Below are 26,120 nucleotides of genomic sequence, written 5' to 3' on the forward strand. Positions count from 1 at the left end.
ATATTAATTTAGATAAAATCGTAATGAATTATTATTAATTTGATTATAACTTATTTGTGACTTTAGGAGATTTATATGTGAAATACGGTGGTCAGGATAATAATGCCATGGGCATATACCCTGACCAGCCGCATCGAATATATACTTTTAGTTAAACGATATTGTTTAACTAAAATGAATTAGCCTACCCAGCTACCGGAAGTAAAGTCATTAACCACGCGTTCATACATCGCTTGTGCTGCACTCATGCCGTGATAGACGCCCTGCAATGCCCCAAAAGCACCGCCCAGAAGCAAACCTGCCCCCCAGCCAACAATGGTACCAAAGACGCCAACGCCAAACATTCCACCGCCACTTGTACCGGCATAGTAACCACCGATCACGCTTCCCCAGGTTGCAGAAGCCACGGTAGATAAAATTGCGCCCAATGTGCTATCAACAATGCCGTCGAGCAATCCCTGAGAGCCGTTTAAAACATCGATAAGCCCGGCACCGGAAACTTGTTCCATTTCAAATACAGAAATTTCTTTCATTTTAATATCCATTTATATGAAGTGTTTTGAGCAAAATATTAAATGAGTGCAATACTCATATTAATTATGCAATCCAGGAACCGGATGAGAAGGAGTTTAACGCTTTAGTGACGAAGTCATCCACTGCGCTTACGCCACCGTAAGCGCCAACAACAACACCCAAGGCGCCTCCGAGGACCACACCTGCGAAGAAACCAACAACGGTGCCAATCATACCAACACCTAACACGCCGCCACCGCTTGAGCCACCGTAATATCCACCAATTACGCTAGCAAATGCAGCGCCAGAGGCTGCACCATACAGACCACCCAGAACGGCATCAACCTTGGCGGTAATAAAATCCTGGGAACCGTTAAGAAAATCTACGATCCCTGCGCCGGAGATATGTTCCATTTCGATTGTAGAGATAACTTTCATGCATTTTTCCTTTGATATAAATAATAGAAACGTTAGTTATTCCTGAGCCGCGTGCTGTTATAGCTCAACGAGTAACTGAACGCGGCTTATATTACTCGATGAGGTCGTTAAAACAAGTTTCAAATTAGTTTTCTATTGACTGAGTTAGGCGTTTAGGAATTTTGCCTGGATTGAGTTAAGTTGTATTTAATATATGCACATACAAAAATTAAGGGCGTTGAGGTAATGTCAAAATTCATTAAATATTAAATTAATGAGGGAGTGTAATTATAGTGAAAAGTATATGGGTGAGAATGACCCATCACTAATATGAATGTCATGCTCGATAATGGCGATAAATCGCCTTTATCGAGCTGTGAACAATAAAAATTAATATTGACTAACGGTAAAGGTCATCGCTGCATTAGCGGTACCCGAAGTTACTGTAGATGCAATTTTCTTATAGCGCGCCACAAAAGGTATGTTTATAACAGTTTCTTTCTGAGTATGATATTTAATCTCATTTTCAAATATCAGCGGCGACAAATCGGATTTATTCAGGATTTCAATTGCTACTCCCTTAGCTGCATCGGTGACGCTAGTGTCAATATTGAGTATTCCATCTCCCGTACTGCCGGTAGTCGCTTCAAACGAGACAAATACAGGTGAATCATCTGCCTCACATTTAATCGATATAGAAAAATCTTTTGAGGGTCCCGTTGACCCTGTAGCGCCAAACACGGTATAGGATGTCGTAGGCATCAATACAGTTTGGTTTCGTTGCCCAGGTTCAACGATGCAGCTTTTTTTCTGCCATGCAATATTTGTGGCCAGTGATACAGTGGCAACTGTTTTTTTATCAAGAGTATATTCAGCAATCACATCTTTAAACGTTGTCCCGCTGCTGATGGGCCCTGTTTTGATAAAATAGACGGTTGTTCTGCCTATGGTTTCCCATGGCATTAAATCCTGCCATCGTATAGTTGTTGAATAAGGGACCATAAGAACACGTTTTTGTATATCCGATATCTGTACGCCTATCCCTGGAACGCCAGATGCAAATATGTCACCTTTATCGTTGCTGCTGACCACAGTGGTAAAAGAATTCTTCATCGTAGAAGCATATTTACCACTTTTAGTATTCAGAAGGCATGATGCTTTTACGCCTGATGTATTAACTTCAGCCTTGGCTAGCACGGTACCGACATCAACATCCGGATCAATATAGAGTACCGAGTTGGGTATAGTGTATGACTTTGGATATAAGGTACAATTATCCGCTGCCATCGTTTCATAGCTACAGAGAGCGAGTAATAGACCACCGCCCAGGATCGTTTTTTTATTTAACATAAGGTTATATTCCCTTTAACGGCACGTAGTTTCAGCCTGTGTAATCCCATTAATCGCCTGGCTACTGTTTAGCTGATAAGTGGCTTTACATTGTTCATGGTCATTTCTTCCCCATTGCACCTGTAATTCTCCACTCTCATCTAATCCTGACAGATATACTTGACCGTTATCGCTCACTATGCCAGTAATTGATTTGCCTGTTAATTTTGACACGGTCGCGACGGTTGCGCCGAAAGGTAATTTTTTACCCAAAGGATCAATAAGCGTTAATATTGCTCTTAAGCCAACGTTCGCGGCAAACTCTGCACGAGTAATTGAACCTCTTGTTGGTACAACACTTGTCGTGGCGACTTCTATTTCGGCATTTTCAGGCAAAGTTTCTGTATCTAAAGAGATATCGTTACGGCGGTATAATGAAACATTTGGAACAATAGTATATCCCCTGTAATCCGTTATAACCCCAACATCGTTTGTAATTCGTGTGCCTTCCACACCCGGCGCTTTCACTAATATGGCACTGTCGGAGAATGCCTGGCCCAGCGTAAGTCCATCTTCATGAAGAACCATACTGCCTGATGCGCCATAATTTATGTGCTGCCAGCTATTATCATAATCATAGTTGGCATAGATTTCTCCATAGGTCCCACTGTAATCAAGACCAGCACTTCCGCTCGCATAATCTCGATTATCATAGCCCTGTTGAACGTTCCAGCTTAAGTTATTGCCTTCCAGGGCGGTGCCGGCTATACCGACCGTGTTCGCGGTTGAACCAGGAGAGCCAGTAGTCATACCATAATTAAGCCAGGTATTCTGCATAAAGGCAGAAAAGGGTACAGTGACATTTAACGAGAATAATTTTTCACTCTGTTTACTTTTCTGCGAATCGATATATTCAGACGAATAACGATTATAGGCATAGTTGAGGGTATAACTTATTCCCTTCCAGCTGTTACTATAACCAACATTTGCAGATTTTGTCTGGCGTTTTTGATTCCAGTAGTTTTCAATAAAACCACCAATATTGATATAACCCCAATGGTCAGGTAAATTCTGGCTAATGGTTAATTCTGAACGACTTTTCAAACGGTCGATCATAGAATATGAATAGCTATCCCGATATGTATCAAGGGTATCATTCAGTGTCAGGAATCCGCTTGTAGAATAACGGTAGCCTGCAATAGAGACGTTTGTGCCGGTTGAGCTTAAGTTTTTGCTGTAACGAAAACGTACGGATTGGCCGGAGAGATCTTCTCTGTTTTTCGGCGTTGACCATGCTTGCGTGATATCGACAGAAATTGCACCTAGATCGCCTAAGTTATTACCTATACCTGCTGTAATGGCCTGATATTTTGACGCAGCCTGGAAACCACCATACAGGGTTGAGTTCATAGGCAGGCCATAGCTGGCGGTCGCCTGAGTAAAGGGCGTTTCATGGACATCATCATCAGAAGGACGATATAAGCCACTGGTGATACTGTATTTCAGACTTCCTTCTCTACGTAAAACCGGTAATGATGCAAAGGGGACGACAAACTGCTGTTTGCTGCCATCAGCTTCTTCAACTTCAACCTCAAGGTCGCCGCTTCCACCTGTAGAGTACAGGTCGGTGATTTCAAACGCACCGGGTGGTACAAAGGATTGGTAAATGGTGTACCCGTTCTGCTTTATTAATACCTTTGCATTTGTTTTAGCTATACCGCGAACAACAGGTGCATAACCTTGTAAACTCTCTGCATCCATGCTTTCGTCTGTAGCAAGCTGAGCTCCTTTAAAGGGTACGCTATCAAAAATATCAGAAGGTGAGAATTTTTCACCCAAAGTTAAAACGCTTTTTAAGGGTATGATATTGCGTTCTGAGTAGGTGTAAACATTATCCCAGCTATCGTCATTACCTTTTGATGACTTATTCCATGTACTATAGTTGCGTAAGCGCCAGGCACCGATATTCAGACCCGGGAGTAAATTTAAGCTGTATGTTTCATTATCTGGGTTGTTATCTCGTGAATAGCCTTTACTTCCATACGCACGATAGTTTAAGAATAAGCTTGTTATCCCGTTGTCAAATTCTTTTGGGTTCACATATCCGCGAACAGACGCAACGAGTGCAGCCTGGGGGATACTTAATTTGAGCTGTTGTAAATTAAAGTTGAATTTAGAACTAGCCTCAGGGATCTGCTGAAGATCAACGCATCCGTCTTCATCAGCTTTTAAATTTTTAATGGCTTGAGTACGTATGCCATAGCTATTTAATTTTTCAATATTAAAGCAGGGGACGAGTTCATTGTTTTTTTGCTTAGAGGTCGTAAATACTACATCCGCTGTTTCAATAAATTCACTGTTAATGAATACATCAACCTTATAGGTCCCAGGAGCCTGAGCGTTGGCTTGCTCATATGCTGAAAGGTCAACCCGCTTTCCGGAAGCGGTGATGTCGTTAAGAAAAGCCGGATTGAACAGGTCTCGCGCCATCGCCACTGATGGCATTCCAGTCATATTTAAACTTACCAGTATGGTTAAGCAAGATCGTAGCTTGAATTTTATAGCGGCCATCTTAACTATCCCTGTCAAATAAAAATGAATTATTTAAGCGCTGCTATAGAATTATAACGTTGCTTTGTGGATTTTACCTTTGCCCCCGTGATCGTTAATCACGCTCCACTCTAAAACCCCACTTTTGCTATTGTTTGCTGGGAGTTCATATGTTGTAGACGACATGGGCGGTAAATAATTTTTTTCTGCCATGGGGATCACTTTTCCGTTCAATGTGATCTGAGCCAGATTGATATAGTAAGGTGATGTATTTTTACCTGTAATGCTATTACCGTTTACCGTCCATATTAATTTTTCTGAAAACGATTCCGGGATGTTATCCATTAATGCTTTAGGGCGATAAATCAACTTAATTTTTGTTCTTACTGCAATTTGTAACGTGTTTCTGTCATCGTCACCATTTGAGGCTGGGATTGACGTTATATTCAAGAAAAACAAACTTTCTCTGTCAGTCGGAAGCGGATTGTTTGCTTTAAAAATACGGATGACATTTTTTTGTTGTCCATCCATTCTGAACAATGGAGGTGTAACCATGAAATGAGTACCTGATATGTCATAGTTCTCTATCCATGATTTAATAAGGTAAGGCGATGCATCTTTGTTCGTGATACTTACAGATGTTTCTTTTTTTCCTTCGCTGTAAATAACTCGCGTTGCACCTATTTGCGTTCCTGCGTAGGCTGAGCAGGTAGTCAATGCCAATATTAGTGCCGTTTTTGATATGGTTTTCTTGAGCATATTTCACCTGAAATAATAGTAAATATTCGCTCCTGTAGACAGGAGCGAATAGAATTTATAATTTATTAATTAAGAGTAATTAATAAGAAATCAGCATTGTTGCGGTTGCATTAGCAGTACCTTCAACAATGTCTTTTTCTACCTGTACGTAGTTAGCTTTGAAGTCAACATCAGCGCTACCACCGGTCAGAGTAATAGCTGGTGATTTGGTGCCTAACTTCATGTGATTACCGTTGCCATCCATCAGTTTAATCGCAACACCAGCTGCAACACCTTTATCACCATAGCCAGACAGCTTCAGGTAATCGCTGTTGCCGTTGTAATATTCACCGTCAAAAGCAACATAGGCAGCAGTTTGAGTCGCCGGACAGCCAGTCAATTCCACATCAATGGATGCCAGACCGTCTGCACCACCCGCGGTAGAACCTACACCGTTGAACTGGCTTTTCGGTACGTTACCCAGAACAACATTACCTGCGCTTGAGCCGGAGTTCTGAATGTTAACAGTACATGAGCCATCAGAGATGCTGCCCTGGAACTGGACTGTGCCATCGCTTGCCTGTGCGTTAAGGGCAACGAGGCTACCAGCGGTCAGCAATACAGCGAGAATATTTTTTTTCATTACGGGAATCCATATTAATAAGTACATCGTCCTTAAATAGTGCTCAGGTTAATAAGTCAGTAGGCATTTTAGAAAATCTACTCAGATGATTTAGTAAAACTTGAAAATCCAGCATCTGAGAACATGTTACTTGCTTATATTAGGTGTTCGCCTGGGCGCTATCCAGTATCAGTTTACTCGCATCACGATCGTGCATTAAGTAATGCTCCTGTGTGGAGTGGCGAAGAATTTAATATAGTCACTGATTAAGTGCATGTGAATTTTCACTAAATAATGTGTGATGCTCAAGTCCGGTATCTTACTTTTGTTTCTGAAGATAGGTTGAGAAGGGAATTTTAAGATAATGGCCTTCTTTCACAGAATTCATAATGCATGATAGGCTATGTTTCACTTTAGGGATGAAGTACGCATTTAGAATCTGAAGGCAGTCATTATTATGAATCACAATGCTATTCAGTGATTCTAAAAGAGAAATTCTCTAACTTCATGTTTTTTTGGGGCTAATAATAGCAGAAAGGGATTTTTACATTGAATAAATTTATGATTAATAAAGAAGTTATATTTGACGCAAATACAAATGAGCTGCGATCTTTGAAAGATGAATCGGCGACGGTGAGTCTCAATGCCCCAACTGCACGCTGTCTTCAGCTTTTACTTGAAAGCAAGGGTAATGTTATATCACGCGAACAGTTTTTAGCTGAGGTCTGGAATGCAAGAGGGGTTGTTGTATCCCAGAATACTTTTTACCAGAATATCTCGTTACTGCGTAAGTCGTTGGAACAGGCTGGTTTATCGAAGGATATCATTACTACTGTGCGCAAACGCGGGTTTATTCTTGCTTTAGATGTTGAAGTTACATCTTGTTTGAATGTGGCCGAAAGTAACATCAATAACTTTTCAAAAAATCAGATAAATAGCCCCATTGTTGAAAGTGATAACGAAAATGTGGGCAATAACTTGCTGGTTTGTAAAAAACTGCCTTTCAAAAGCAAAACTATTTTGAATATTCCAGTTTGGGTCTTATTACTTCTTATATTTATGACAGGTATTAACATCGTTTTGTTATATTTCAATGTTACTTTATGAACTAACAGGGTTATTTGCCGTAGCTTTAATAAGTGGTCAATTTAAGTTATCACTTAAAATATCGTGTCTTTATGCACTTCTGTCCACAAGCAGACTGCCAGGATATACCTGGCAATCAATACTTATCAGCACTGTTTAAGGCCCAAATCCAGCGGCGTCTTACTCGGTTCCCCGCCGATCTCACGCGCCAGCTTCGGCACCATATACCCGGAGACCCGCGTTAATAACTCGCGCATAATGATGCGAGCCTCATCATCCTGCACCATGAAGTGCGCTGCGCCCTGTACTTTATCCAGCACATGGATGTAGTAGGGCATCACGCCGGCATCAAACAGAGCATTACTCAGATCGGCTAACGTCGCGGCATTATCATTCACACCACGCAACAAGACGCTCTGGTTGAGCAGCGTCACGCCTGCCCGACGCAGTCGGGACATGGCGGCCCGGAAGGTGTCGTCAATTTCGTTAGCGTGGTTGATGTGGTTTACCAACAAAATTTGCAGCGAAGAACGTTCCAGCCGCTGGGTCAGGTCATCGGTAATACGCGCCGGAATCACAATCGGTAAACGACTATGGATGCGTAACCGCTTTATATGCGGGATCGCTTCCAGCTGAGTGATAAGCCAGTCCAGCTCATGATCTTTCGCCATCAGCGGATCGCCACCCGAGAAGATGATCTCATCGAGCTCGGTGTGGGCAGCAATATAGTCGAGTGCCGCCTGCCAGTTACGTTTGTTTCCCTGATTGTCGGCATAAGGGAAGTGACGACGGAAACAGTAACGGCAATTTACCGCACAACCGCCCTTAACCAATAACAATGCGCGATTGCGGTACTTATGCAGTAGACCGGGCACCACGCTGTTTTGCTCTTCAAGAGGATCGGTGCTGAACCCGGGGGCAGCGACAAACTCATCCTGCGACGTAAGAACCTGTTTTAACAGAGGATCGTTAGGGTTTCCTTTCTCCATTCGTGCAACAAAAGCACGTGGAACACGTAGCGCAAACAGGCGTTTCGCTTCACGTCCGGCGAGGAGGTTTTCATCTGCGTTCAGGTTTAAAAGACGCAGCAGTTCATCAGGACTGGTGATTACATCTGCAAGTTGCAATAACCAATCTTCTCTGGATGGGGTGTTTAGGGTTACAATATGCGCCATTTTGTGGCTTAGCTACCAGTTAACAATTTCAGAGGGCCTTATGGCGACTTACTATAGCAACGATTTTCGTGCCGGTCTTAAAATCATGATGGACGGCGAACCGTACGCGGTTGAAGCCAGCGAATTCGTTAAACCAGGTAAAGGTCAGGCATTCGCACGCGTTAAGCTGCGCCGCCTGCTGACCGGTACCCGTGTAGAGAAAACCTTCAAATCCACCGACTCCGCTGAAGGCGCAGACGTTGTTGATATGAACCTGACTTACCTCTACAACGACGGTGAATTCTACCACTTCATGAACAACTCCACTTTCGAGCAGCTGTCTGCTGACGAGAAAGCCGTTGGTGACAGCGCTAAATGGCTGCTGGATCAGGCTGAGTGCATCGTAACCCTGTGGAACGGCCAGCCTATCGCTGTGACCCCGCCAAACTTCGTTGAACTGGAAATCGTTGAAACCGATCCAGGTCTGAAAGGCGACACCGCAGGTACTGGCGGCAAGCCAGCCAAGCTGTCCACCGGTGCAGTGGTTAAAGTTCCACTGTTCGTTCAGACTGGCGAAATCATCAAAGTGGATACCCGCTCTGGTGAGTACGTTTCTCGCGTGAAGTAATTCATCCCGGGATGAAAGGCGCAGCGTTTTGCTGCGCCTTATCGATCGATAAAAGGTCCATGGACGATGCCGCGCACAATCAAAATCTTACTGCTGATGGTTCTTGCTGGCTCTCTTCTCACCGGATGCAACACGGCCCGTGGTGTCGGGGAAGACATTAAAAGCCTGGGTCATGCTATTTCTCACGCCGCCTCCTGATATCTTCTACTTTTCCTAAAAATGCTTCCTTTTCCGTCACTCGCCGGGATCCTGGCTATGCTTATGTGGCTGTACACAATAACTTTGCCTAAAAAAGGAAGACATTATGCTTAAGAAAACATGTGTAGCGATCTTTTCTGTCCTGGTGCTTTCATCAGTATTAACTGCCTGTAATACCACTCGCGGCGTTGGTGAAGATATCTCCTCTGGCGGCAGCGCGATCTCTGGTGCGGCAACTAAAGCACAGCAGTAATTTTGGGCGGTACGGGGCTTAATACGTCGCCGTACCCTCAGTTTACCGCTCAGGGCAGTGACAGAAACGGTGAATACCGTGTATCCATGTGCAGTTTCATTCGAATATTGCGCTTGTAGGTGTATACCGTTTTCCCATGAATGCTCAGTTTGCAGGCAATTTTCTGATTGCTGGCACCCTCCATCCACAGCGTTAACACTTTCTCTTCCTGACGTGTCAGCAATGGCGATGCCGCCGATGCAGGTTCACTGCTTTCCTGGGATGCTAGCGCCTCATTAATTGTCTGCGCCAGTACCTCCAGTGGGGTCGTTTTGGCCAACGATGCCCACAGGGGAAAGGCGTTCATAAATGCAGACATTTCAGGTTGTTCCTCTGAATGCAGCAAAACAAAAGGTGCGGTTTCACTGGCATTCATTACGGATGAGAGCTGATGGATGTGCTGAAGGTCTGACGTAAACCCCTGCAAATCTGCAATCACCAGCGTCGGCTTCCACTGCAGAATATGCTCTCTGGCAAGAAAGAGATTGTTGAGGCCTGTCACCAACACAGGGGAAGGAAATAGCCCTGAATGATTGATCCACATTTCCAGGCCCGTGCGGGTGTAATGACATCGGTCAATCAAAAGAATTTTGAACATTAGTTTTTCGCAATCGGCAAAGTGTAGTCGCTTCCTGCTATCAGGAAGTGTCCCATAATAAAGAAGTCGGATGAGTTATAAATGAGTGAATTTCGCTGCTAATTACGTCTATTTCTCGCTTTCAAACGCTCAACTAATGTCTGAAATAAACACGTTGAAAAATGAATTCATGCTCTTCAAAATATGAGATTCACCCGCCTTGCAGGACGACCTGTAAGCGCTTCTCTCATCGGGGACGGCCCCAGACTGTTATTTAAGTTAAGGAGCCTTTATGTCCTGGATTATTCTTTTTATTGCCGGTTTGCTCGAAGTGGTATGGGCCATTGGTCTGAAATATACCCACGGCTTTACGCGACTCACGCCCAGCATCATTACCGTTTCCGCCATGATCGTCAGTATCGTGCTGCTCTCCTGGGCTATGCGCTCGCTGCCCGTGGGAACGGCGTATGCAGTATGGACGGGGATTGGCGCGGTAGGTGCGGCCATTACCGGGATTTTACTGCTGGGTGAGTCAGCGAGCCTGGCGCGTATTGCCAGCCTCGCATTGATTGTTGCCGGTATTATTGGGCTGAAGCTCAGCACCCACTAATGGGGTTGTTCAATCCAGACCAACTGGCTGATATCAAATCCCTGACGGGTGGCAGAATTCAGTAGCCTCTGTTTCATCTCATCTGAAATCGTCGGTGTGCGGGAGAGGATCCACAGGTAGTCACGATTGGGCCCGCACACCAGCGCATGCTGGTAATCTTTATCCAGCGCAATCACGTTATAGCCACCATAAAAAGGACCGATGAAAGAGACTTTCAGCGCTGCGGTGTCAGACGCGCCGGTAAAGTACGCTTTTCCCGTCACTTTTTGCCACATGTCGCGCTCAGGGTTGTAGCCCCGGTTGATAACCTGAATACCGCCATCGCTCATCAGGCTGTAGTGAGCCGTCACCTTTTGTAGACCACGTTCAAAGCGGTGATCAAAACGGGCAATTTCATACCAGGAGCCCATGAATTGCTGGGCGTTAAAGGGCCGGACGACAGTCACGCCCCGGGGCGGAGTAGGGGCACTACAGGAAACAACCAGAAATGCAGCGGCAACGGCGGCGATGACGGGCAGGATGCGCATAGGCGTTTCCTTACAGGATTTTTGATAAGTGTAGAACCTGTCAGGAATTTTGCTCTCCCACCGGCTGGCGGGAGAGCGGAGAAGGATTACATAAAGACCACGGCAACCAGCGTGACCACGCTCAGGATGGCCGCCAGCCCGTAGAACACCCATTTCCCGTTAGGGACGTGGATCTTCAGGTCGTGCATGGCGTGATGAATACGGTGCAGACCACACCACAGCGGCAGAACAATCATCAGGAAGATAAATATCCGACCAATAATACTGTGGGCAAAGGCCAGCACCCGCTCGTAGCTCAGGGCATCCCCGGGAAAGAGCCCCAGCGGCAGCATAATGCCCACCAGCAGAATAATGACCGGCGCGATGATGGCGCACCACATGCCGCCTGCCCCAAAAAGCCCCCAGAAGACGGGCTCGTCAGAACGTTTTGGAGTTGGATTAATCACAGTGGTCTCCTTACCAGAACAGGGCTACGCCAAGAATCACCACGGTCACGACCGCAGTCACCACCCAGAGTCCTTTGATGATCGGCTCTGGCCCCAGTTTTTCATTTTTGACGATAATATTTGCCGCTTTCGGCGCCAGCTCAAACCAGGTTTTGGTATGCAACAGCGCTGCCGCCAGCACGATGATATTCAGGATCACCACTATCGGGTTCTGCAGGAACCCGACAAAACCGGCCCATGTTTCCGGACCGTGCTTAAGGGCAAACAGGCCGTACATCAGTTCGATGCTGAACCACACCGCCGGCACCGCCGTGCCTTCACGCAGCATATAGAAGCGATAAAACGGCAGATTTTTCCACCAGGTGGACGGCATCGGCCGCACATAGGCTTTGCGTTTAGTCGTCATCATGCACTCCTTAGCGTGGTTTCAGGGTGGCGATAAGAAAGTCTTTCGAGCTTTCTACTTTGCCCTGTTGGATCGCGGCGGCCGGATCGACATGCTTCGGACAGACTTCCGAGCAGTAGCCGACAAAGGTACAGGTCCAGACGCCGTTCTGGCCGTTCAGCTGCGCCATACGTTCTTTCTTCCCGTGATCCCGGCTGTCTTCGTTGTAACGATGCGCCAGGGTAATGGCGGCCGGGCCGATAAACTCGGGATTCAGGCCAAACTGCGGGCAGGCGGCATAGCACAGACCACAGTTGATGCAGCCGGAGAACTGGTGATACTTGGCCATCTGCGCCGGGGTCTGCTTGTTCGGCCCCTGATCCGGCGTACGCGGGTTGCCAATGATGTACGGCTTAATGGCTTCCAGGCTTTCGATAAAGTGGGTCATGTCGACCACCAGATCGCGTTCGATTGGGAAATTAGCCAGGGCTTCGACCTTCATCCCTTTCGGGTATTCACGCAGGAAGGTTTTACAGGCCAGCTTTGGCACTTTGTTGACCATCATCCCGCAGGAGCCGCAAATCGCCATACGGCAGGACCAGCGGTAGCTCAGGTCCGGCGCCAGATTGTCTTTGATGTAGCCCAGCGCATCCAGCAGGGAGGTCTGCTCATCGTAAGGAACTTCATAGAAAGTGCTGTGCGGCGCGCTGTCCACTTCCGGGTTATAGCGCACCACTTCAACTTTCAGAGTTTGCATTTCAGCCATTCGCCGTCTCCTTTTTCTCGGCTGCTTCCGCTTCTGCACCGTAAACGCGTTTCGCCGGTGCCAGCGTGGTGATCTTCACGTCGCTATAGTCCAGACGAGTAGAGCCGTCCGCGTCGCGATAAGCGAGGGTATGCTTGAGGAAGTTGACGTCGTCACGCTCCGTACAGCCTTCGTCCAGACGCTGGTGGGCGCCGCGCGACTCTTTACGCGCCAGGGCGGAGTGCGCCATACATTCAGCAACGTTCAGGCCGTGACCCAGCTCAATGGTGTAGAGCAGATCGGTGTTGAAGACGCTGGAGGTATCCGTCACCCGCACGCGTTTGAAGCGTTCCTGTAGCTCAGCCAGTTTGTCGATGGTTTTCTGCATCAGCTCCGGCGTACGGTAAATACCGCAGCCTTCTTCCATGGAAAGCCCCATCTCATCGCGGATTTTCGCCCAGTTCTCACTCCCTTCCTGATTCACCAGTTTTTTCAGGCGCAGCTCGACATCGGTAGCCTGCGCATCGAGCGCGGCACCGTTAGCGGCTCCGGCTGTTGCTGCGCTGGCCATGGCCTGCTCACCCGCCAGGCGACCAAATACCACCAGCTCGGCCAGCGAGTTGGAGCCCAGGCGGTTAGCGCCATGCAGGCCGACGGAGGAGCATTCACCCACCGCAAACAGGCCTTTAATTCGGGTTTCACACTGCTGATCGGTTTCGATACCGCCCATGGTGTAGTGCGCGGTTGGACGTACCGGGATCGGGTCTTTAACCGGGTCGACGCCGACATAGGCTTTCGACAGTTCACAGATGAACGGCAGACGTTCCAGCAGCTTCTTCTCGCCCAGGTGGCGCAGGTCGAGATAGACTACATCGCCGCGTGGGGTGGGGATAGTGTTGCCTTTGCGCCACTCATGCCAGAAGGCCTGAGAGACTTTATCGCGCGGGCCAAGCTCCATATATTTGTTCTTTGGTTCACCCAGCGGCGTTTCAGGGCCCATGCCGTAATCCTGCAGATAGCGATAGCCATCCTTATTGACCAGAATGCCGCCTTCACCGCGGCAGCCCTCGGTCATCAGGATCCCGGAACCCGGCAGGCCGGTCGGGTGATACTGCACGAACTCCATATCGCGTAGCGGAACGCCGTGCTGCAGCGCCATGCCCATCCCGTCGCCGGTCACGATGCCGCCGTTGGTGTTATAACGGTAAACACGTCCGGCACCGCCGGTCGCCATCACCACGGCATTGGCGCGGATCTGAACCAGCGTACCTTCCATCATGTTCATCGCCACCAGGCCGCGGGCCTGGCCGTCATCGACCAGAATGTCGAGGACAAAATGTTCGTCGAAGCGTTGGATCTGGGGGAACTGCAGCGAGGTCTGGAACAGGGTGTGGAGCATATGGAAGCCGGTTTTGTCGGCGGCAAACCAGGTTCGCTCAATCTTCATGCCACCGAAGCGACGCACGTTGACGCTACCGTCATCACGACGGCTCCACGGGCAACCCCACTGCTCCAGCTGGGTCATTTCCGTCGGGCAATGATGTACGAAATAATCAACGACATCCTGTTCGCAAAGCCAGTCGCCACCAGCTACGGTGTCGTGAAAGTGATAATCAAAGCTGTCATGATCCTGCGCGACGGCAGCGGATCCACCCTCCGCAGCGACCGTATGGCTACGCATCGGGTAGACTTTTGAAATCAGGGCAATTTTAGCGTTTGGGTTAGCCTGGGCAGCTGCAATTGCTGCGCGTAATCCCGCTCCGCCAGCGCCAATAATGGCAAGATCGGCTTGAAAGGTATGCACGACATTCCTCCAGATTTTTGATATTTCGCATCTCACCTACCCTAAGGTAGTGCACGGCCCGGGAGGGCAAATGCGAAAGCGATTCCACTGCTCCTTTATGGGTAACGCAGTATAGCCTTAGGAAAGAGAGGGAAATTTGACGTGTTCGATTTTTTTGCGGTTCTTTCCCTCGATTTATCATTGCAATTGATGAATCACGTCACGAAATTATTGGTAGTTATAAAAAGCCCAAAATTGACTGTGCAAAATTTGTCTCCGCCATGGGTTACGAGTAGACTTCGTCCCCTTGTCTGAAATCGGAGAAATTCTCATGAGCGAAACGGCCACCTGGCAGCCGAGCGCATCCATCCCCAATCTGTTAAAACGCGCAGCAATTATGGCGGAGATTCGTCGCTTCTTTGCGGACCGCGGTGTGCTGGAGGTGGAAACGCCCTGCATGAGTCAGGCGACGGTAACGGATATTCATCTGGTGCCGTTTGAAACCCGTTTTGTTGGCCCTGGTCACTCCCAGGGGATGAATCTCTACCTGATGACCAGCCCGGAATACCACATGAAGCGCCTGCTGGCGGCGGGATGTGGGCCGGTATATCAGCTGTGTCGCAGTTTCCGCAATGAAGAGATGGGGCGTCACCACAACCCGGAATTCACCATGCTGGAGTGGTACCGCCCGCATTACGATATGTATCGCCTGATGAATGAGGTGGACGATTTGCTGCAGCAGGTACTGGAGTGCCCGGAAGCCGAAACTCTCTCTTATCAGCAGGCTTTCCAGCGCCATCTGGAGATCGATCCCCTCTCTGCGGACAAAACCCAGCTGCGTGAAGTGGCGGTAAAACTGGATCTCAGCAATGTTGCGGATACTGAAGAGGATCGCGACACGCTGCTACAGCTGCTCTTTACCTTTGGCGTTGAACCGCAGATTGGTAAAGATCGCCCGACCTTTGTCTATCACTTCCCGGCAAGCCAGGCGTCGCTGGCCCAGATCAGCACTGAAGATCACCGCGTGGCGGAGCGTTTTGAGGTGTACTTTAAAGGTATTGAGCTGGCGAATGGTTTCCATGAACTGACCGACGCCCGTGAACAGCAGCAGCGTTTTGCTCAGGATAACCGCAAGCGCGCCGCGCGTGGCCTGCCGCAGCAACCTATCGACCAAAATTTGCTGGAGGCGTTAAAAGCCGGTTTGCCGGACTGCTCCGGCGTGGCGCTGGGTGTTGATCGTCTGGTGATGCTGGCGCTGGGCGCTGAGCAGCTGGGTGATGTGATAGCGTTCACCGTAGACCGCGCCTGACTGCGCGCCTGGTGGCGCTGCGCTAACCCGGCCTACGAAACATGTAGGCCCGTGCAAGCGCAGCGCCGCCGGGCATTTGCATTACAAACTCCCCGCCGGTCGCGTCTTCGCCGCCGACGTCAAGGTTCTTCCCGTCTTACGCCCGTCCAGACTTTCCAGACGCATCTGGAACGGTGGGAACGGCAAATCAATACCGTGTTCACGGAAGCCCGCCAGAATCAGCTGGTGGATCTCATGGCGCAGCGGCATGCGATGGCCCATCTCGGCCGCGTAAATACGCAGTTCGAAAATCTGGATCCCCTGTTGTAAATCCACCAGGAACACTTCCGGCTCTGGCGTGCTGATCACCAGCGAGCAGCGTTCGGCCGCCGTATAGAGAATTTGCGTGACCTCTTCGCTGTTAGCATCCGACGGGGCCGGCACGGTCAGCACCACACGCGTCACGGAGTCCGACAGCGACCAGTTAATAAACTGCTCGGTGATAAACGCCTTGTTGGGAACAATGATCTCTTTACGGTCCCAGTCGCTGATAGTGGTGGCGCGGGTGTTGATCTTTGTAATACTGCCGGTCAGATCGCGGATCGTCACGGTATCGCCAATACGGATTGGTTTTTCGAACAGAATAATCAGGCCAGAGATAAAGTTGGCGAAGATCTCCTGCAAACCAAACCCGAGCCCGACGCCGAGTGCCGCCACCAGCCACTGCAATTTAGACCACTCAATACCGATCATCGAGAAGCCCACCAGCCCGCCAAACAGCATCAGCAGGTATTTGGTGATGGTGGTGATGGCGTATCCGGTACCTGGCGTTAAATCCAGATGCTGCAACAGGGCCAGCTCCAGCAGCGCCGGGAAGTTACGGATCAGCTGAGTGGTGATGATAAATACCAGAATGGCAATCAGCACCGCCCCGAGGGTAATCGGCTCCAGGCTCTCCACCCCTTGTACCGTCGAGGTCACATCCCAGAGGGTAATATTTTCCAGGAAGCCAAACGCCGAATGAATTTCCGACCACAGCACAATGACGGACAGCAGCGCGACCAGCATCAGAATAGATCGTACCAGGCGCAGGGACTGGGTACTGATGGCATCCAGATCCAGCTCAGTTTCATCGACCTCCACGGTTCCTTCCGTGCTGAGCATATGGGCCGGTTCCTCTTCGCCGCGCGCTCGCTGGGCGAGGATCTCGGCCCGGCGGTTTTTCGCCCGGTCAAACGCCAGACGACGGCGCTGAATCAGCATCCAGCGGCGAATGACGTGATAGACCACCAGCAACAGGAACCAGATCGCTACCGAGGTTTCAAGACGCGCCAGCAGCGCCTGGGCGGTAGCCAGATAGCCGACGGCTGCTGCCAGAATCGCCGCCAGCGGCGCGCTAAGCAGCAGATTCCACAGCATATGGTTGACCATGTTATCGCCGCTGCCCTCTTTATCGAGATAGAGCGGGATGCCGGCTTTCTTCAGGCTCAGCGTCACCACGGCCAGCGCACCGCAAATCAGGATAAAGCACAGACGGCCGAGCGAGCCGGAAAACTCCCGGTCGTTCAGGTTATCAAACATGATCAGCGCCATGATCAGCGGGACAATAAGCCCGATGCTCATCAGGTAGTAGCGCATCGCCCGCGCCACGCGGCTACGCGGCCAGCCGAAGTGCGCGACAAACAGCCCATTCGGGCGGGCGAAGGTGGCGCAGATCATCACCACCCACAGCAACGGCACGGTGGCGGTTACGCCGGCACCGATAGCCACCGCCAGCGGATAAGGCCAGGCTTCGCGCAGGCCATAGCCCAGGGTCATCCACAGGACCGGCAGCGGCGAGGCGACCAGGATTGACCAGAAGACCGTTCGCAGCGTGAGCCAGAAATGGTCCTGGGTTACTTTGCCGACGCGGGCGCTGGAGCGGTCGAGGAAGCGGGTGAAGTGCCGGCGCGAGTAAATGCTGAACCCGACCAGAATCAGCGCTCCCAGCAGCGGGAAAATCGTCTCCTTGTTGGTGAGCATCATGATGCTGGCTTTGCCGAGCTGGCTGACAGTATCCAGCGAAATTAACCGCCGCAGATCCTGAACAATATCAATCGGCCAGGAGAAGGAGATCGGCCGTACGTCCGAGGTCCAGAACAGGTAGCGGTGAGTCGCCTCGTTGACCTCTTTTAACGCATCTTCCAGCTGGCTGTTTGAAACCTTCAGTTTGGTCAGCTCGAGCAGCAGCGTATCGCCGCCCTGCAACAGTGAATTCAGTAATTCCCGTTGCGTACGGAGCTGCGCTTCCAGAATGCGGTTCTGCTCGGCGGTGAGCGGCTTGCCGTCCGGCTGGTGGATCTGACGCAGCTGTGGCTGCTTATTCAGCAGATCTTCAAAGCGCAGACGCTGCACACGCAGCTGCGCCATTTCGGTATCGAGCTGCTGGGGTTTTGGCATCTCGGGCAGGCGGGCGACCTGGGCACGCAGCGCTTCACCGAGCAGGTTCGAGGAGCCCAGCCACTGTGACTGCTCGCGCAGCGTATTCAGCGCCTGACGCACCTGTAGGGTTTGATTAGTGGCCTGGCGTTGCTGGGAGGCCACCAGATCCATACGCTGCGCCTGCTGGTTGAGCGCGGCCGAAAGCTCACGGTTGACCTTGAATTGCTCAACAATGCCGGAGGGCAGGTTTTCGCTGTTTTCAGCCAGTAATTCGGTGCTCTCCAGCGCCCGCTCTGCTTCACGCTGACGCTGGCTGTTGAGCTGATTGCGCAGCGCCTGAAGATAAGCATCCAGCTGCTCGCCCTGTTTTTTCGCCAGCTCAGAGCGCATTCGCGCCAGCTCCTGGCGATTGTTGGCCGAAAGCTGCGCCAGCTCGAGCTCATCTACCAGCGCTTTTAATCTGGCAGATTCCGCCTGTATGCCCAGATTTTGAGCCTGGCTAAGGGCGGTATTGCCGGTTTGCGCCCCGGCCCGGCGTTCAACCTCATTGAGCTGACGGCGGGCATCGGTTTGCTGCTGCGGCAGCTGGTTCAGGGAGTCTGCAATATCACGGGCGCGCTCCTGCTCCTGCTGCGCCTGGCGGGTTTTTTCCAGTAACTGACTGCTGACCTGTAGGATCTCCTGATTCAGGGTGTCAGAAGTCATGCCCGCAGGCACCTGGCGCGGCTCTTCACGCAGATCGCTCAGCTGCGCGCGCAGGGTTTGGGAAAGTTTGGGGAAGTTATCAATGACCTGTTGATACTGCGTGGCACGCTCGAGAGAGCCTTTACGCTCCTCAAGCGCGTTCAGCGCAGCCTCGAGCGCCTCAACGGTTTCCGGCTGGGCGGGCTTTGCCGCCTTCGCCTGCTCCAGTTCCTGTGAGATTTGTTTGCTGTCGGGGGCCGTAGCGGCGTACGCCCCCGTACTGAGGCACCAGGCCATCAGCAAAGTGATAATCAGGCGCACGTCAGTCTACCTTTTGCTTAGCTTTCGTCTTTTTTGTCATCAACCAGCGGGCTGGCTTCGAGTTCGGCAGCGATCTCTTCGTCTGACAGCGGCGCAGGCTCTGCATCCGTTGTCACGAAAGGCTCCGTCGAAACCGCCAGCGGCTGGCCGAGTTTGGTTACCGACAGGCTTTCGAGCTGCTCAACCAGCTTCACTTTACCCGGAGCAAACAGGTTGATCACGGTAGAGCCGAGCTTGAAGCGGCCCATCTCCTGGCCCTTAAGCAGCGCCACGGAGCCTTCATTTTCACCTTCAGGCCAGGTCCAGCGTTTGATCACGCCTTCACGCGGTGGCGTAATGGTGCCTGCCCAGACGGTCTCAATGCTGCCAACGATTGTCGCGCCCACCAGAATCTGCGCCATCGGACCAAACTCGGTGTCAAACAGGCAGATCACGCGCTCGTTACGGGCAAAAAGGTTAGGGACGTTTTGCGCGGTCAGGTGGTTTACCGAGAACAGGTCGCCCGGAACGTAGATCATCTCCCGCAGAATGCCGTTGCACGGCATATGAACGCGGTGATAGTCGCGCGGCGACAGGTAGGTGGTGGCAAAGGAGCCATTGCGGAACAGATCCGCCATCAGGTAGTTGCCTGCCAGCAGGGCTTCCAGGCTGTAGTTGTGGCCCTTGGCCTGCAGGATCTTGTCGTTTTCAATCGCGCCCAGCTGGCTGATCACGCCGTCAGCAGGCATCACCAGCACGTTCGGATCGGTATTCAGGGGGCGCACTTCATCGCGCAGTGAACGCACAAAGAAATCGTTGAAGGTGCGGTAGCTGGCGGTATCCGGCTTCTGCGCTTCCTTCATATCGACCTTGTAGTATTTCACGAACAGATCGATCACCAGCTTCGTCAGCCAGCCCGCTCGTTTGCTCGCGCCCCAGCCCGCCAGGCGAGTGAGCCACAGTTTTGGCAGAATGTATTGAAGCGAAAGTTTAAATGAGTTTAACAAGGTAGCCTCCAGGCCATTGTTTTGTCGTTCCTGATCCGGCTGTCAGACAGCCGGAACCTGAAAAAAGGGGACGATTTTAGCGACGCTTAGCTTAGTTGTCAGTCATCAGATTCAGAAAAGCTTTTACGCGTTTTTACCTGCGCCATGCTTTCGAGAATATGGTGATAGTTTGCAAAACGGGTTTCCGCAATTTCACCGTTTTCGACCGCTGCGCGTATGGCACAGCCAGGATCGTTGTCATGCTTGCAGTCGCGGTATTTACACTCGCCTAAATAGTCGAGGAATTCGACAAAGCCGTTAAAGATTTGATCGGGTTCGAGATGCCACAGGCCAAATTCACGCACTCCCGGGGAGTCGATCACATCGCCGCCGTGCGGGAAGTGATACAGCCGTGAGGCGGTGGTGGTGTGCTGGCCCAGACCGGAGTTGTCAGAGACGTCGTTGGTCAGGATCTCTTGTTGCAAACCGAGCAGGTTGTTCAGCAGGCTGGATTTGCCCACGCCGGACTGACCGGCAAAAATGCTGATGCGATCGGTCAATGCCTTTTCGAGCGGCTTCAGGCCATTCTGCGTCCGGCTTGAGACCATCAGCACGCGATAGCCAATCTTGCGATAAATATCCATCTGCTCATTAACGAAGTCCATGCCTTCACCGTCGAGCAGATCAATCTTGTTCAGGACGATCAGCGGTTCAACCTGCAGAGTTTCACAGGCGACGAGATAACGGTCGATAATATTCAGCGACAGCTCGGGCAGGATCGCAGAGACAATCACGATCTGATCGATATTGGCGGCAATGGGTTTTACGCCGTCGTAAAAGTCGGGGCGCGTCAGGACCGACGTGCGTTCGTGCACGGCTTCAACGATGCCTTTCACCGTCACGCCTTCTGCTGCGGCTTTACCCGGACGCCATACCACGCGGTCACCGGTCACCAGCGAGCGGATGGTGCGGCGAATGTTGCAACGGTGAACGTCGCCATCGGCGGATTCCACATCGGCATGCATACCGAAGCGGCTAATCACCACGCCTTCCGCGGGTTCGCCAAACAGGTTGTCGTCGTAATCGACCTTCTCCGAAGTGGTTTTAAGACGGCGCTGGTGATTGGCTTTCACGCGGCGCTGCTGCCCTTTGGAGAGTTTATTTTTACTCAATCGTGCTGGCTCCTGGTCGCCCATATTGGGCAAAACCTCTATGATACACACTAATTAATACTAGTTAACCTGCCACGGCCGGTTATACGAGAAGGGTGGAAAATAACATGAGTGCAGATGAAAACAATCTGATTTGGATCGATCTGGAGATGACCGGCCTGGATCCCGAGCGCGATCGCATTATTGAGATCGCCACGCTGGTGACCGACGCGAACCTGAATGTGCTGGCGGAAGGGCCCACCATTGCCGTGCATCAGTCCGACGAGCAGCTGGCGCTGATGGACGACTGGAACGTGCGCACCCACACCGGTAGCGGGCTGGTGGATCGCGTTAAGGCCAGTACGCAGGGCGATCGTGAAGCCGAACTGGCCACCATTGAGTTCCTCAAGCAGTGGGTGCCGCAGGGCAAATCGCCTATCTGTGGTAACAGTATTGGCCAGGATCGCCGTTTCCTGTTTAAGTACATGCCGGAGCTGGAAGCGTATTTCCACTACCGTTATCTCGATGTCAGCACCCTGAAAGAGCTGGCCCGTCGCTGGAAGCCCGAGATGCTGGATGGCTTTAAGAAGCAGGGCACCCACCAGGCGATGGACGATATCCGTGAGTCTGTGGCGGAACTGGCTTACTACCGCGAACATTTTATTAAATTATAAGCGACAGGCCCGGCAGGGCAGCACTTGCCGGGCCTAAGCGGCTAAAACGATTTAAAAATGCTCAATGTGACGAATATTGCAGCACTTGAACTAAATTTATAAAAAAACGCTTTTAGGGGGGTTGCAGCAGAAAGGATTTCTCGTATAATGCGCCTCCCGTAACGACAGAGAATTCATCGTTACGACAGCACAGATTTTGCGGGAATAGCTCAGTTGGTAGAGCACGACCTTGCCAAGGTCGGGGTCGCGAGTTCGAGTCTCGTTTCCCGCTCCAAATCTTTCGCTGTGCAGTAAGATCACCAATCGCAGGATTTCAAGTTGCAACAAGGCGGCAACTGAACGAATCCTTAGGAGCTTACTAAAGTAAGTGACTAAGGTGAGTGAAGGCAGCCAACGCAGTGGCGGCTTGAAAGACGAAGATTAAGCGGGAATAGCTCAGTTGGTAGAGCACGACCTTGCCAAGGTCGGGGTCGCGAGTTCGAGTCTCGTTTCCCGCTCCAAAATTTGAAAGGTATCGCAAGATACGCACCACCCAAGCGGGAATAGCTCAGTTGGTAGAGCACGACCTTGCCAAGGTCGGGGTCGCGAGTTCGAGTCTCGTTTCCCGCTCCAAATTTTTTCTCCTCCTCCAGATATCCACCGCGGAAAGCCCCGCCGGGGATGATTTGTTTCATTTCTGACAAACTCTTCTTAACAGACTTATCCACAGCTTTGTCTTTTTTCAGTGAATATGCGAATACTTCGCCTGATGAATAGTAACTTTATAATTCGTTGAAAATAATAAAGAAAATTTCATTTCAAAATGTTAAGCCGATCACTTGACCTGTTGCCGGGCCCAGACTACTTCTGGCTTTTAAATTTTATTCACAGCCTGTGGAAACATCATGCATCCCGTGGGAGCCCTTTTTCTACCACCCGTACCAGCCTGATTTTCTGCGGTAATTGCACCTCTACCACGCAGGCGTTTCGTTTGGCGATCTGCTGCGCAACCGCCCACTCTATATGTTCATCAAGAAGTGGGTGCTCACCTCGGCGACTTTCCAGAGCCTGAAGATTGGCTTCGTCCCAGGGGGCATTTCCCAATGCGACCGCGACATTGCGCAGCCAGCGCAGATGTCCGATGCGGCGAATAGCCGATCCCTCCGTTACCTTCAGAAACCAGGCTTCGCTCCAGGCAAACAGCTCGATGAGCGGTGGCGCGTGCAGGGCCTTACGTGGGCTGAAGTCGTCCTCTTCCGTTAACTGCGAATAACGGTTCCACGGGCAGATGAGCTGACAATCATCGCAGCCATAAATGCGATTGCCGATTAACGGCCGAAACTCTTCCGGGATCGATCCTTCGAGTTCGATGGTCAGATAGGAGATGCAGCGACGGGCATCGACGGTGTAAGGTTCAACGATGGCGCCTGTGGGACAGATGGTCATGCAGGCCACGCACCGCCCACAGCCGTCCTCAACCGGCTTATCCACCGGCAGGGGAAGATCAATCAGCAGTTCACCGAGGAAGAAGAACGAGCCGGCGTCGCGGCTGAGGATAAGTGAGTGCTTACCTGTCCAGCCAAGCCCCGCTTTTTCAGCCAGCGGGCGCTCAAGTACAGGCGCAGAATCGACAAAGGGTCTAAAATTCAGCGTGGCGCACTGCTGCTGGATCATTTCCCCAAGCTTTTTGAGCCGGTTACGCAACAATTTATGATAGTCACGCCCCAGGGCATAACGGCTGACGTATCCCAGAGTAGGATCTTTCAGCGTACTGGCAAAGGCGGCTTTGGCGGGAAGGTAGTTCATCCGCACGCTGATCACGCGCAGGGTCCCCGGCAACAGTTCATGCGGGCGGGCGCGCATCATGCCGTGACGCGCCATCCACTCCATCTCGCCGTGGTATTGATTATCCAGCCATGCCTGGAGCTTTGGTTCACTGGCAGAGAGATCGGTATCGGTGATACCCACGTGTTGAAAACCAAGCTCAGCGCCCCACTGTTTAATGTTTTGCGCTAACTGATTGAGATCGAGGGGCTGTGACATGACGGACCATACTGTGAAGAAAAACCCCGCAAGTATACCACATTCTGTCTGGCCCGCGGAGGCGCTACGTCGCGCCGAAAAAGAGGCTGCGGACAGCATCGGCATGACGCTTTATGAGCTGATGCAGCGCGCGGGCGAGGCGGCTTTTGCCGTTGCCCGCACGACGTATCCGCGGGCCAGGCACTGGCTGATTCTGTGCGGCCATGGCAACAACGGCGGCGATGGCTATGTCGTTGCTCGCCTGGCGATGGCCGCCGGTATGACCGTGACGCTGCTGGCGCTGGAGAGCGAAAAACCGCTTCCCGAAGAGGCGACAAAAGCCCGGGAAAGCTGGCTGGAGGCGGCGGGAGTTATCCACGCCGCGGATAAGGCCTGGCCCGAAGGCGTCGATCTGATCGTCGACGGCCTGCTGGGAACCGGTTTACGCAGCGCGCCGCGCGATAAAGTCGCCCGATTAATCGCCAATGCCAATCATCATCCGGCCCCTGTCGTTGCGCTGGATATCCCGTCCGGGCTGAATGCGCAGACGGGCGCCACGCCCGGCGAAGTCATTCACGCCGACCATACGGTGACCTTTATTGCTCTTAAACCCGGCCTGTTGACCGGGAAAGCGCGGGATGTGGTCGGGGCATTGCACCATAACGCCCTCGGGCTGGAGGGCTGGCTGGCCGGGCAGGAGACGGCGATCGACCGCTTTGACGCCTCGCAACTGGCGCACTGGCTCCCTCCGCGTCGTCCCACCTCCCATAAGGGCGATCACGGCCGGCTGGTGATTATCGGCGGCGACCACGGCACCGCAGGTGCCATCCGCATGACCGGTGAAGCGGCACTGCGGACGGGCGCAGGGCTGGTGCGCGTCCTCACTCGCCGCGAAAATATTGCTCCGATCGTTACCGCCCGGCCTGAGCTGATGGTGCACGAACTCACCACTCAGGCGCTGGACGACAGCCTGCAATGGGCCGATGTGGTGGTGATTGGCCCCGGTCTGGGTCAGGAGCCGTGGGGGAAAGAGGCGCTACGGAAGGTCGAGAATTTTCGCCACGCCATGCTGTGGGATGCTGACGCGCTGAACCTTCTGGCAATCAACCCGGATAAACGTCACAATCGCATCCTGACGCCGCACCCCGGCGAGGCCGCGCGCCTGCTTAACTGCAGCGTTGCAGAAATTGAAAGCGATCGCTTACATTCTGCCCAGCGTCTGGTAAAACGTTACGGTGGTGTGGTGGTGCTGAAAGGCGCTGGCACCGTCGTCGCCAGCGAGGGCGGGATGTCAGGCATCATTGATGCCGGTAATGCCGGAATGGCGAGCGGCGGCATGGGCGATGTGCTCTCCGGTATTATCGGGGCGTTGCTCGGACAGAAACTGGCGCTTTATGATGCCGCCTGCGCAGGCTGCGTCGCCCATGGTACAGCAGCCGATCGGCTGGCCGACCAGCACGGCACGCGCGGCATGCTGGCAACCGATCTTTTTGACACGCTGCGGCGTGTTGTTAACCCGGAAATAATTGACGTAGAAAATGATTAATCGAGTGATCCCTTTACCCGACGAACAGGCAACTTTAGATCTTGGCCAGCGCGTGGCGCAGGCCTGCGAGGGCACAACCGTCATTTATCTGTATGGCGACCTTGGCGCGGGGAAGACCACCTTTAGCCGGGGCTTCTTACAGGCGCTGGGGCATAAGGGAAATGTGAAAAGCCCGACCTATACGCTGGTTGAGCCCTACACCCTGGACAACCTGATGGTGTATCACTTCGATCTCTATCGCCTTGCCGATCCTGAAGAGCTGGAATTTATGGGGATCCGTGACTATTTCGCCAACGATGCCATCTGCCTGGTAGAGTGGCCGCAGCAGGGAACGGGCGTCTTGCCTGATCCGGATGTTGAAATTCACCTGGAGTATCAGGCGCAAGGGCGTGAAGCCCGCGTCACTGCTGTCTCCGCATCAGGAAACGCCATACTGGCCCGGTTAGCCGGTTAAAAGAAGAGATAACGG

The 26,120-nt window shown here is 51.6% G+C and carries 26 protein-coding genes and 3 tRNA genes; 12 read left to right on the forward strand and 17 right to left on the reverse strand.

Translation table 11 applies throughout. The features are described from left to right. Positions 1-179: 179 nt before the first annotated feature. The 6 genes from ACP4QI_RS01635 to ACP4QI_RS01660 form a co-directional block, all read right to left on the reverse strand. Positions 180-533 (reverse strand): hypothetical protein, encoded by a 354-nt coding sequence (locus tag ACP4QI_RS01635; RefSeq protein ID WP_285127574.1) that lies wholly within the window; start codon positions 531-533, stop codon positions 180-182. 64 nt (positions 534-597) lie between these two features. Next, positions 598-951: a hypothetical protein gene (locus ACP4QI_RS01640; protein WP_285127572.1), complete on the reverse strand. Its 354-nt coding sequence runs from the start codon at positions 949-951 to the stop codon at positions 598-600. 369 nt (positions 952-1,320) lie between these two features. Then, positions 1,321-2,280, reverse strand: coding sequence for a fimbrial protein (locus ACP4QI_RS01645; protein WP_445730302.1), 960 nt, complete (start codon positions 2,278-2,280; stop codon positions 1,321-1,323). Positions 2,281-2,295: 15 nt separating this feature from the next. After that, a complete protein-coding gene (locus ACP4QI_RS01650) occupies positions 2,296-4,773 on the reverse strand; it encodes a fimbria/pilus outer membrane usher protein (RefSeq protein ID WP_426495423.1) in 2,478 nt (825 codons plus the stop codon). Between the two features lie 108 nt (positions 4,774-4,881). Next, positions 4,882-5,568: a fimbrial biogenesis chaperone gene (locus tag ACP4QI_RS01655; protein WP_285127568.1), complete on the reverse strand. Its 687-nt coding sequence runs from the start codon at positions 5,566-5,568 to the stop codon at positions 4,882-4,884. A gap of 79 nt (positions 5,569-5,647) precedes the next feature. Then, positions 5,648-6,190: a fimbrial protein gene (locus ACP4QI_RS01660; RefSeq protein WP_285127567.1), complete on the reverse strand. Its 543-nt coding sequence runs from the start codon at positions 6,188-6,190 to the stop codon at positions 5,648-5,650. Positions 6,191-6,730: 540 nt separating this feature from the next. On the opposite strand from ACP4QI_RS01660, the gene ACP4QI_RS01665 reads away from it, so the two are divergent. Next, positions 6,731-7,276, forward strand: coding sequence for a winged helix-turn-helix domain-containing protein (locus ACP4QI_RS01665; RefSeq protein ID WP_426495424.1), 546 nt, complete (start codon positions 6,731-6,733; stop codon positions 7,274-7,276). A 125-nt stretch (positions 7,277-7,401) separates the two neighbouring features. Here the strand turns inward: ACP4QI_RS01665 and epmB are convergent, their stop codons facing one another. Continuing rightward, entirely contained in the window at positions 7,402-8,430 is a 1,029-nt protein-coding gene (epmB, locus tag ACP4QI_RS01670; protein ID WP_285127565.1) for an EF-P beta-lysylation protein EpmB, read from the reverse strand. Between the two features lie 40 nt (positions 8,431-8,470). On the opposite strand from epmB, the gene efp reads away from it, so the two are divergent. The 3 genes from efp to ecnB all read left to right on the forward strand — a co-directional run bounded on the left by efp (position 8,471) and on the right by ecnB (position 9,488). After that, positions 8,471-9,037, forward strand: a complete 567-nt coding sequence (gene efp / locus ACP4QI_RS01675; protein ID WP_032616155.1) for an elongation factor P — start codon at positions 8,471-8,473, stop codon at positions 9,035-9,037. A gap of 66 nt (positions 9,038-9,103) precedes the next feature. Then, a complete protein-coding gene (locus tag ACP4QI_RS01680) occupies positions 9,104-9,235 on the forward strand; it encodes an entericidin A/B family lipoprotein (protein WP_142487937.1) in 132 nt (43 codons plus the stop codon). 106 nt (positions 9,236-9,341) lie between these two features. Continuing rightward, a complete protein-coding gene (ecnB, locus tag ACP4QI_RS01685; RefSeq protein ID WP_142487938.1) occupies positions 9,342-9,488 on the forward strand; it encodes a lipoprotein toxin entericidin B in 147 nt (48 codons plus the stop codon). A gap of 49 nt (positions 9,489-9,537) precedes the next feature. Here the strand turns inward: ecnB and ACP4QI_RS01690 are convergent, their stop codons facing one another. After that, positions 9,538-10,125 (reverse strand): response regulator transcription factor, encoded by a 588-nt coding sequence (locus ACP4QI_RS01690; protein WP_231313249.1) that lies wholly within the window; start codon positions 10,123-10,125, stop codon positions 9,538-9,540. 271 nt (positions 10,126-10,396) lie between these two features. On the opposite strand from ACP4QI_RS01690, the gene sugE reads away from it, so the two are divergent. Further along, positions 10,397-10,714 (forward strand): quaternary ammonium compound efflux SMR transporter SugE, encoded by a 318-nt coding sequence (gene sugE, locus ACP4QI_RS01695; RefSeq protein WP_032616159.1) that lies wholly within the window; start codon positions 10,397-10,399, stop codon positions 10,712-10,714. On the opposite strand, the gene blc is transcribed toward sugE, so the two are convergent. The 5 genes from blc to frdA all read right to left on the reverse strand — a co-directional run bounded on the left by blc (position 10,711) and on the right by frdA (position 14,621). Further along, positions 10,711-11,241, reverse strand: a complete 531-nt coding sequence (gene blc, locus ACP4QI_RS01700; protein WP_142487940.1) for an outer membrane lipoprotein Blc — start codon at positions 11,239-11,241, stop codon at positions 10,711-10,713. The genes sugE and blc overlap by 4 nt on opposite strands. An 86-nt stretch (positions 11,242-11,327) precedes the next feature. After that, a complete protein-coding gene (gene frdD, locus ACP4QI_RS01705; protein WP_285127563.1) occupies positions 11,328-11,687 on the reverse strand; it encodes a fumarate reductase subunit FrdD in 360 nt (119 codons plus the stop codon). A gap of 10 nt (positions 11,688-11,697) precedes the next feature. After that, positions 11,698-12,093 carry a fumarate reductase subunit FrdC gene (gene frdC, locus ACP4QI_RS01710; protein ID WP_039028427.1) on the reverse strand — a complete coding sequence of 132 codons (396 nt, stop codon included), beginning with the start codon at positions 12,091-12,093 and terminating at the stop codon, positions 11,698-11,700. Between the two features lie 10 nt (positions 12,094-12,103). Further along, the gene (locus ACP4QI_RS01715; RefSeq protein WP_039028428.1) at positions 12,104-12,838 is read right to left on the reverse strand and encodes a succinate dehydrogenase/fumarate reductase iron-sulfur subunit; all 735 of its coding nucleotides are present in this window, start codon (positions 12,836-12,838) and stop codon (positions 12,104-12,106) included. Continuing rightward, positions 12,831-14,621, reverse strand: coding sequence for a fumarate reductase (quinol) flavoprotein subunit (gene frdA, locus ACP4QI_RS01720; protein ID WP_426495425.1), 1,791 nt, complete (start codon positions 14,619-14,621; stop codon positions 12,831-12,833). Before frdA ends, ACP4QI_RS01715 begins: the two co-directional genes overlap by 8 nt. A 310-nt stretch (positions 14,622-14,931) precedes the next feature. On the opposite strand from frdA, the gene epmA reads away from it, so the two are divergent. Continuing rightward, positions 14,932-15,909: an elongation factor P--(R)-beta-lysine ligase gene (gene epmA, locus ACP4QI_RS01725; protein WP_426495426.1), complete on the forward strand. Its 978-nt coding sequence runs from the start codon at positions 14,932-14,934 to the stop codon at positions 15,907-15,909. 81 nt (positions 15,910-15,990) lie between these two features. On the opposite strand, the gene mscM is transcribed toward epmA, so the two are convergent. From mscM to rsgA, 3 genes are all read right to left on the reverse strand, one after another. Beyond that, positions 15,991-19,314 carry a miniconductance mechanosensitive channel MscM gene (gene mscM / locus ACP4QI_RS01730; RefSeq protein WP_285111004.1) on the reverse strand — a complete coding sequence of 1,108 codons (3,324 nt, stop codon included), beginning with the start codon at positions 19,312-19,314 and terminating at the stop codon, positions 15,991-15,993. Between the two features lie 17 nt (positions 19,315-19,331). Further along, positions 19,332-20,300, reverse strand: coding sequence for an archaetidylserine decarboxylase (gene asd / locus ACP4QI_RS01735; protein ID WP_156262747.1), 969 nt, complete (start codon positions 20,298-20,300; stop codon positions 19,332-19,334). A 98-nt stretch (positions 20,301-20,398) separates the two neighbouring features. Beyond that, positions 20,399-21,451, reverse strand: coding sequence for a small ribosomal subunit biogenesis GTPase RsgA (gene rsgA / locus ACP4QI_RS01740; protein ID WP_285127561.1), 1,053 nt, complete (start codon positions 21,449-21,451; stop codon positions 20,399-20,401). 107 nt (positions 21,452-21,558) lie between these two features. Here rsgA and orn point away from each other — a divergent pair, with 107 nt between their 5' ends. The 4 genes from orn to ACP4QI_RS01760 all read left to right on the forward strand — a co-directional run bounded on the left by orn (position 21,559) and on the right by ACP4QI_RS01760 (position 22,716). Then, the gene (gene orn / locus ACP4QI_RS01745) at positions 21,559-22,104 is read left to right on the forward strand and encodes an oligoribonuclease (protein WP_285127559.1); all 546 of its coding nucleotides are present in this window, start codon (positions 21,559-21,561) and stop codon (positions 22,102-22,104) included. Between the two features lie 198 nt (positions 22,105-22,302). Next, positions 22,303-22,378: transfer RNA gene (locus ACP4QI_RS01750), tRNA-Gly, on the forward strand. A 150-nt stretch (positions 22,379-22,528) separates the two neighbouring features. After that, positions 22,529-22,604: transfer RNA gene (locus tag ACP4QI_RS01755), tRNA-Gly, on the forward strand. Positions 22,605-22,640: 36 nt separating this feature from the next. Beyond that, positions 22,641-22,716: transfer RNA gene (locus ACP4QI_RS01760), tRNA-Gly, on the forward strand. Positions 22,717-22,986: 270 nt separating this feature from the next. On the opposite strand, the gene queG is transcribed toward ACP4QI_RS01760, so the two are convergent. After that, positions 22,987-24,126, reverse strand: coding sequence for a tRNA epoxyqueuosine(34) reductase QueG (gene queG / locus ACP4QI_RS01765; RefSeq protein WP_285111006.1), 1,140 nt, complete (start codon positions 24,124-24,126; stop codon positions 22,987-22,989). Between queG and nnr the strand changes: the two genes are divergently transcribed. After that, positions 24,125-25,651 (forward strand): bifunctional ADP-dependent NAD(P)H-hydrate dehydratase/NAD(P)H-hydrate epimerase, encoded by a 1,527-nt coding sequence (gene nnr / locus ACP4QI_RS01770; RefSeq protein WP_285127557.1) that lies wholly within the window; start codon positions 24,125-24,127, stop codon positions 25,649-25,651. The two genes, queG and nnr, sit on opposite strands and share 2 nt — an antisense overlap. Next, complete coding sequence (tsaE, locus tag ACP4QI_RS01775) at positions 25,644-26,105, forward strand: tRNA (adenosine(37)-N6)-threonylcarbamoyltransferase complex ATPase subunit type 1 TsaE (protein ID WP_285111008.1); 462 nt, start codon at positions 25,644-25,646, stop codon at positions 26,103-26,105. Before nnr ends, tsaE begins: the two co-directional genes overlap by 8 nt. Positions 26,106-26,120: the final 15 nt, after the last annotated feature.

Origin of the sequence: Leclercia sp. TB492, assembly GCF_049974505.2 — a bacterium.
Lineage (GTDB): Bacteria > Pseudomonadota > Gammaproteobacteria > Enterobacterales > Enterobacteriaceae > Enterobacter > Enterobacter adecarboxylatus_C.

Coding starts and splice junctions, on each gene's coding strand:
- ACP4QI_RS01635 (WP_285127574.1), bottom strand. CDS start 533: ATGAAAGAAATTTCTGTATTTGAAATGGAACAAGTTTCCGGTGCCGGG.
- ACP4QI_RS01640 (WP_285127572.1), bottom strand. CDS start 951: ATGAAAGTTATCTCTACAATCGAAATGGAACATATCTCCGGCGCAGGG.
- ACP4QI_RS01645 (WP_445730302.1), bottom strand. CDS start 2,280: ATGTTAAATAAAAAAACGATCCTGGGCGGTGGTCTATTACTCGCTCTC.
- ACP4QI_RS01650 (WP_426495423.1), bottom strand. CDS start 4,773: ATGACTGGAATGCCATCAGTGGCGATGGCGCGAGACCTGTTCAATCCG.
- ACP4QI_RS01655 (WP_285127568.1), bottom strand. CDS start 5,568: ATGCTCAAGAAAACCATATCAAAAACGGCACTAATATTGGCATTGACT.
- ACP4QI_RS01660 (WP_285127567.1), bottom strand. CDS start 6,190: ATGAAAAAAAATATTCTCGCTGTATTGCTGACCGCTGGTAGCCTCGTT.
- ACP4QI_RS01665 (WP_426495424.1), top strand. CDS start 6,731: ATGATTAATAAAGAAGTTATATTTGACGCAAATACAAATGAGCTGCGA.
- epmB (WP_285127565.1), bottom strand. CDS start 8,430: ATGGCGCATATTGTAACCCTAAACACCCCATCCAGAGAAGATTGGTTA.
- efp (WP_032616155.1), top strand. CDS start 8,471: ATGGCGACTTACTATAGCAACGATTTTCGTGCCGGTCTTAAAATCATG.
- ACP4QI_RS01680 (WP_142487937.1), top strand. CDS start 9,104: ATGCCGCGCACAATCAAAATCTTACTGCTGATGGTTCTTGCTGGCTCT.
- ecnB (WP_142487938.1), top strand. CDS start 9,342: ATGCTTAAGAAAACATGTGTAGCGATCTTTTCTGTCCTGGTGCTTTCA.
- ACP4QI_RS01690 (WP_231313249.1), bottom strand. CDS start 10,125: ATGTTCAAAATTCTTTTGATTGACCGATGTCATTACACCCGCACGGGC.
- sugE (WP_032616159.1), top strand. CDS start 10,397: ATGTCCTGGATTATTCTTTTTATTGCCGGTTTGCTCGAAGTGGTATGG.
- blc (WP_142487940.1), bottom strand. CDS start 11,241: ATGCGCATCCTGCCCGTCATCGCCGCCGTTGCCGCTGCATTTCTGGTT.
- frdC (WP_039028427.1), bottom strand. CDS start 12,093: ATGACGACTAAACGCAAAGCCTATGTGCGGCCGATGCCGTCCACCTGG.
- ACP4QI_RS01715 (WP_039028428.1), bottom strand. CDS start 12,838: ATGGCTGAAATGCAAACTCTGAAAGTTGAAGTGGTGCGCTATAACCCG.
- epmA (WP_426495426.1), top strand. CDS start 14,932: ATGAGCGAAACGGCCACCTGGCAGCCGAGCGCATCCATCCCCAATCTG.
- orn (WP_285127559.1), top strand. CDS start 21,559: ATGAGTGCAGATGAAAACAATCTGATTTGGATCGATCTGGAGATGACC.
- nnr (WP_285127557.1), top strand. CDS start 24,125: ATGACGGACCATACTGTGAAGAAAAACCCCGCAAGTATACCACATTCT.
- queG (WP_285111006.1), bottom strand. CDS start 24,126: ATGTCACAGCCCCTCGATCTCAATCAGTTAGCGCAAAACATTAAACAG.
- tsaE (WP_285111008.1), top strand. CDS start 25,644: ATGATTAATCGAGTGATCCCTTTACCCGACGAACAGGCAACTTTAGAT.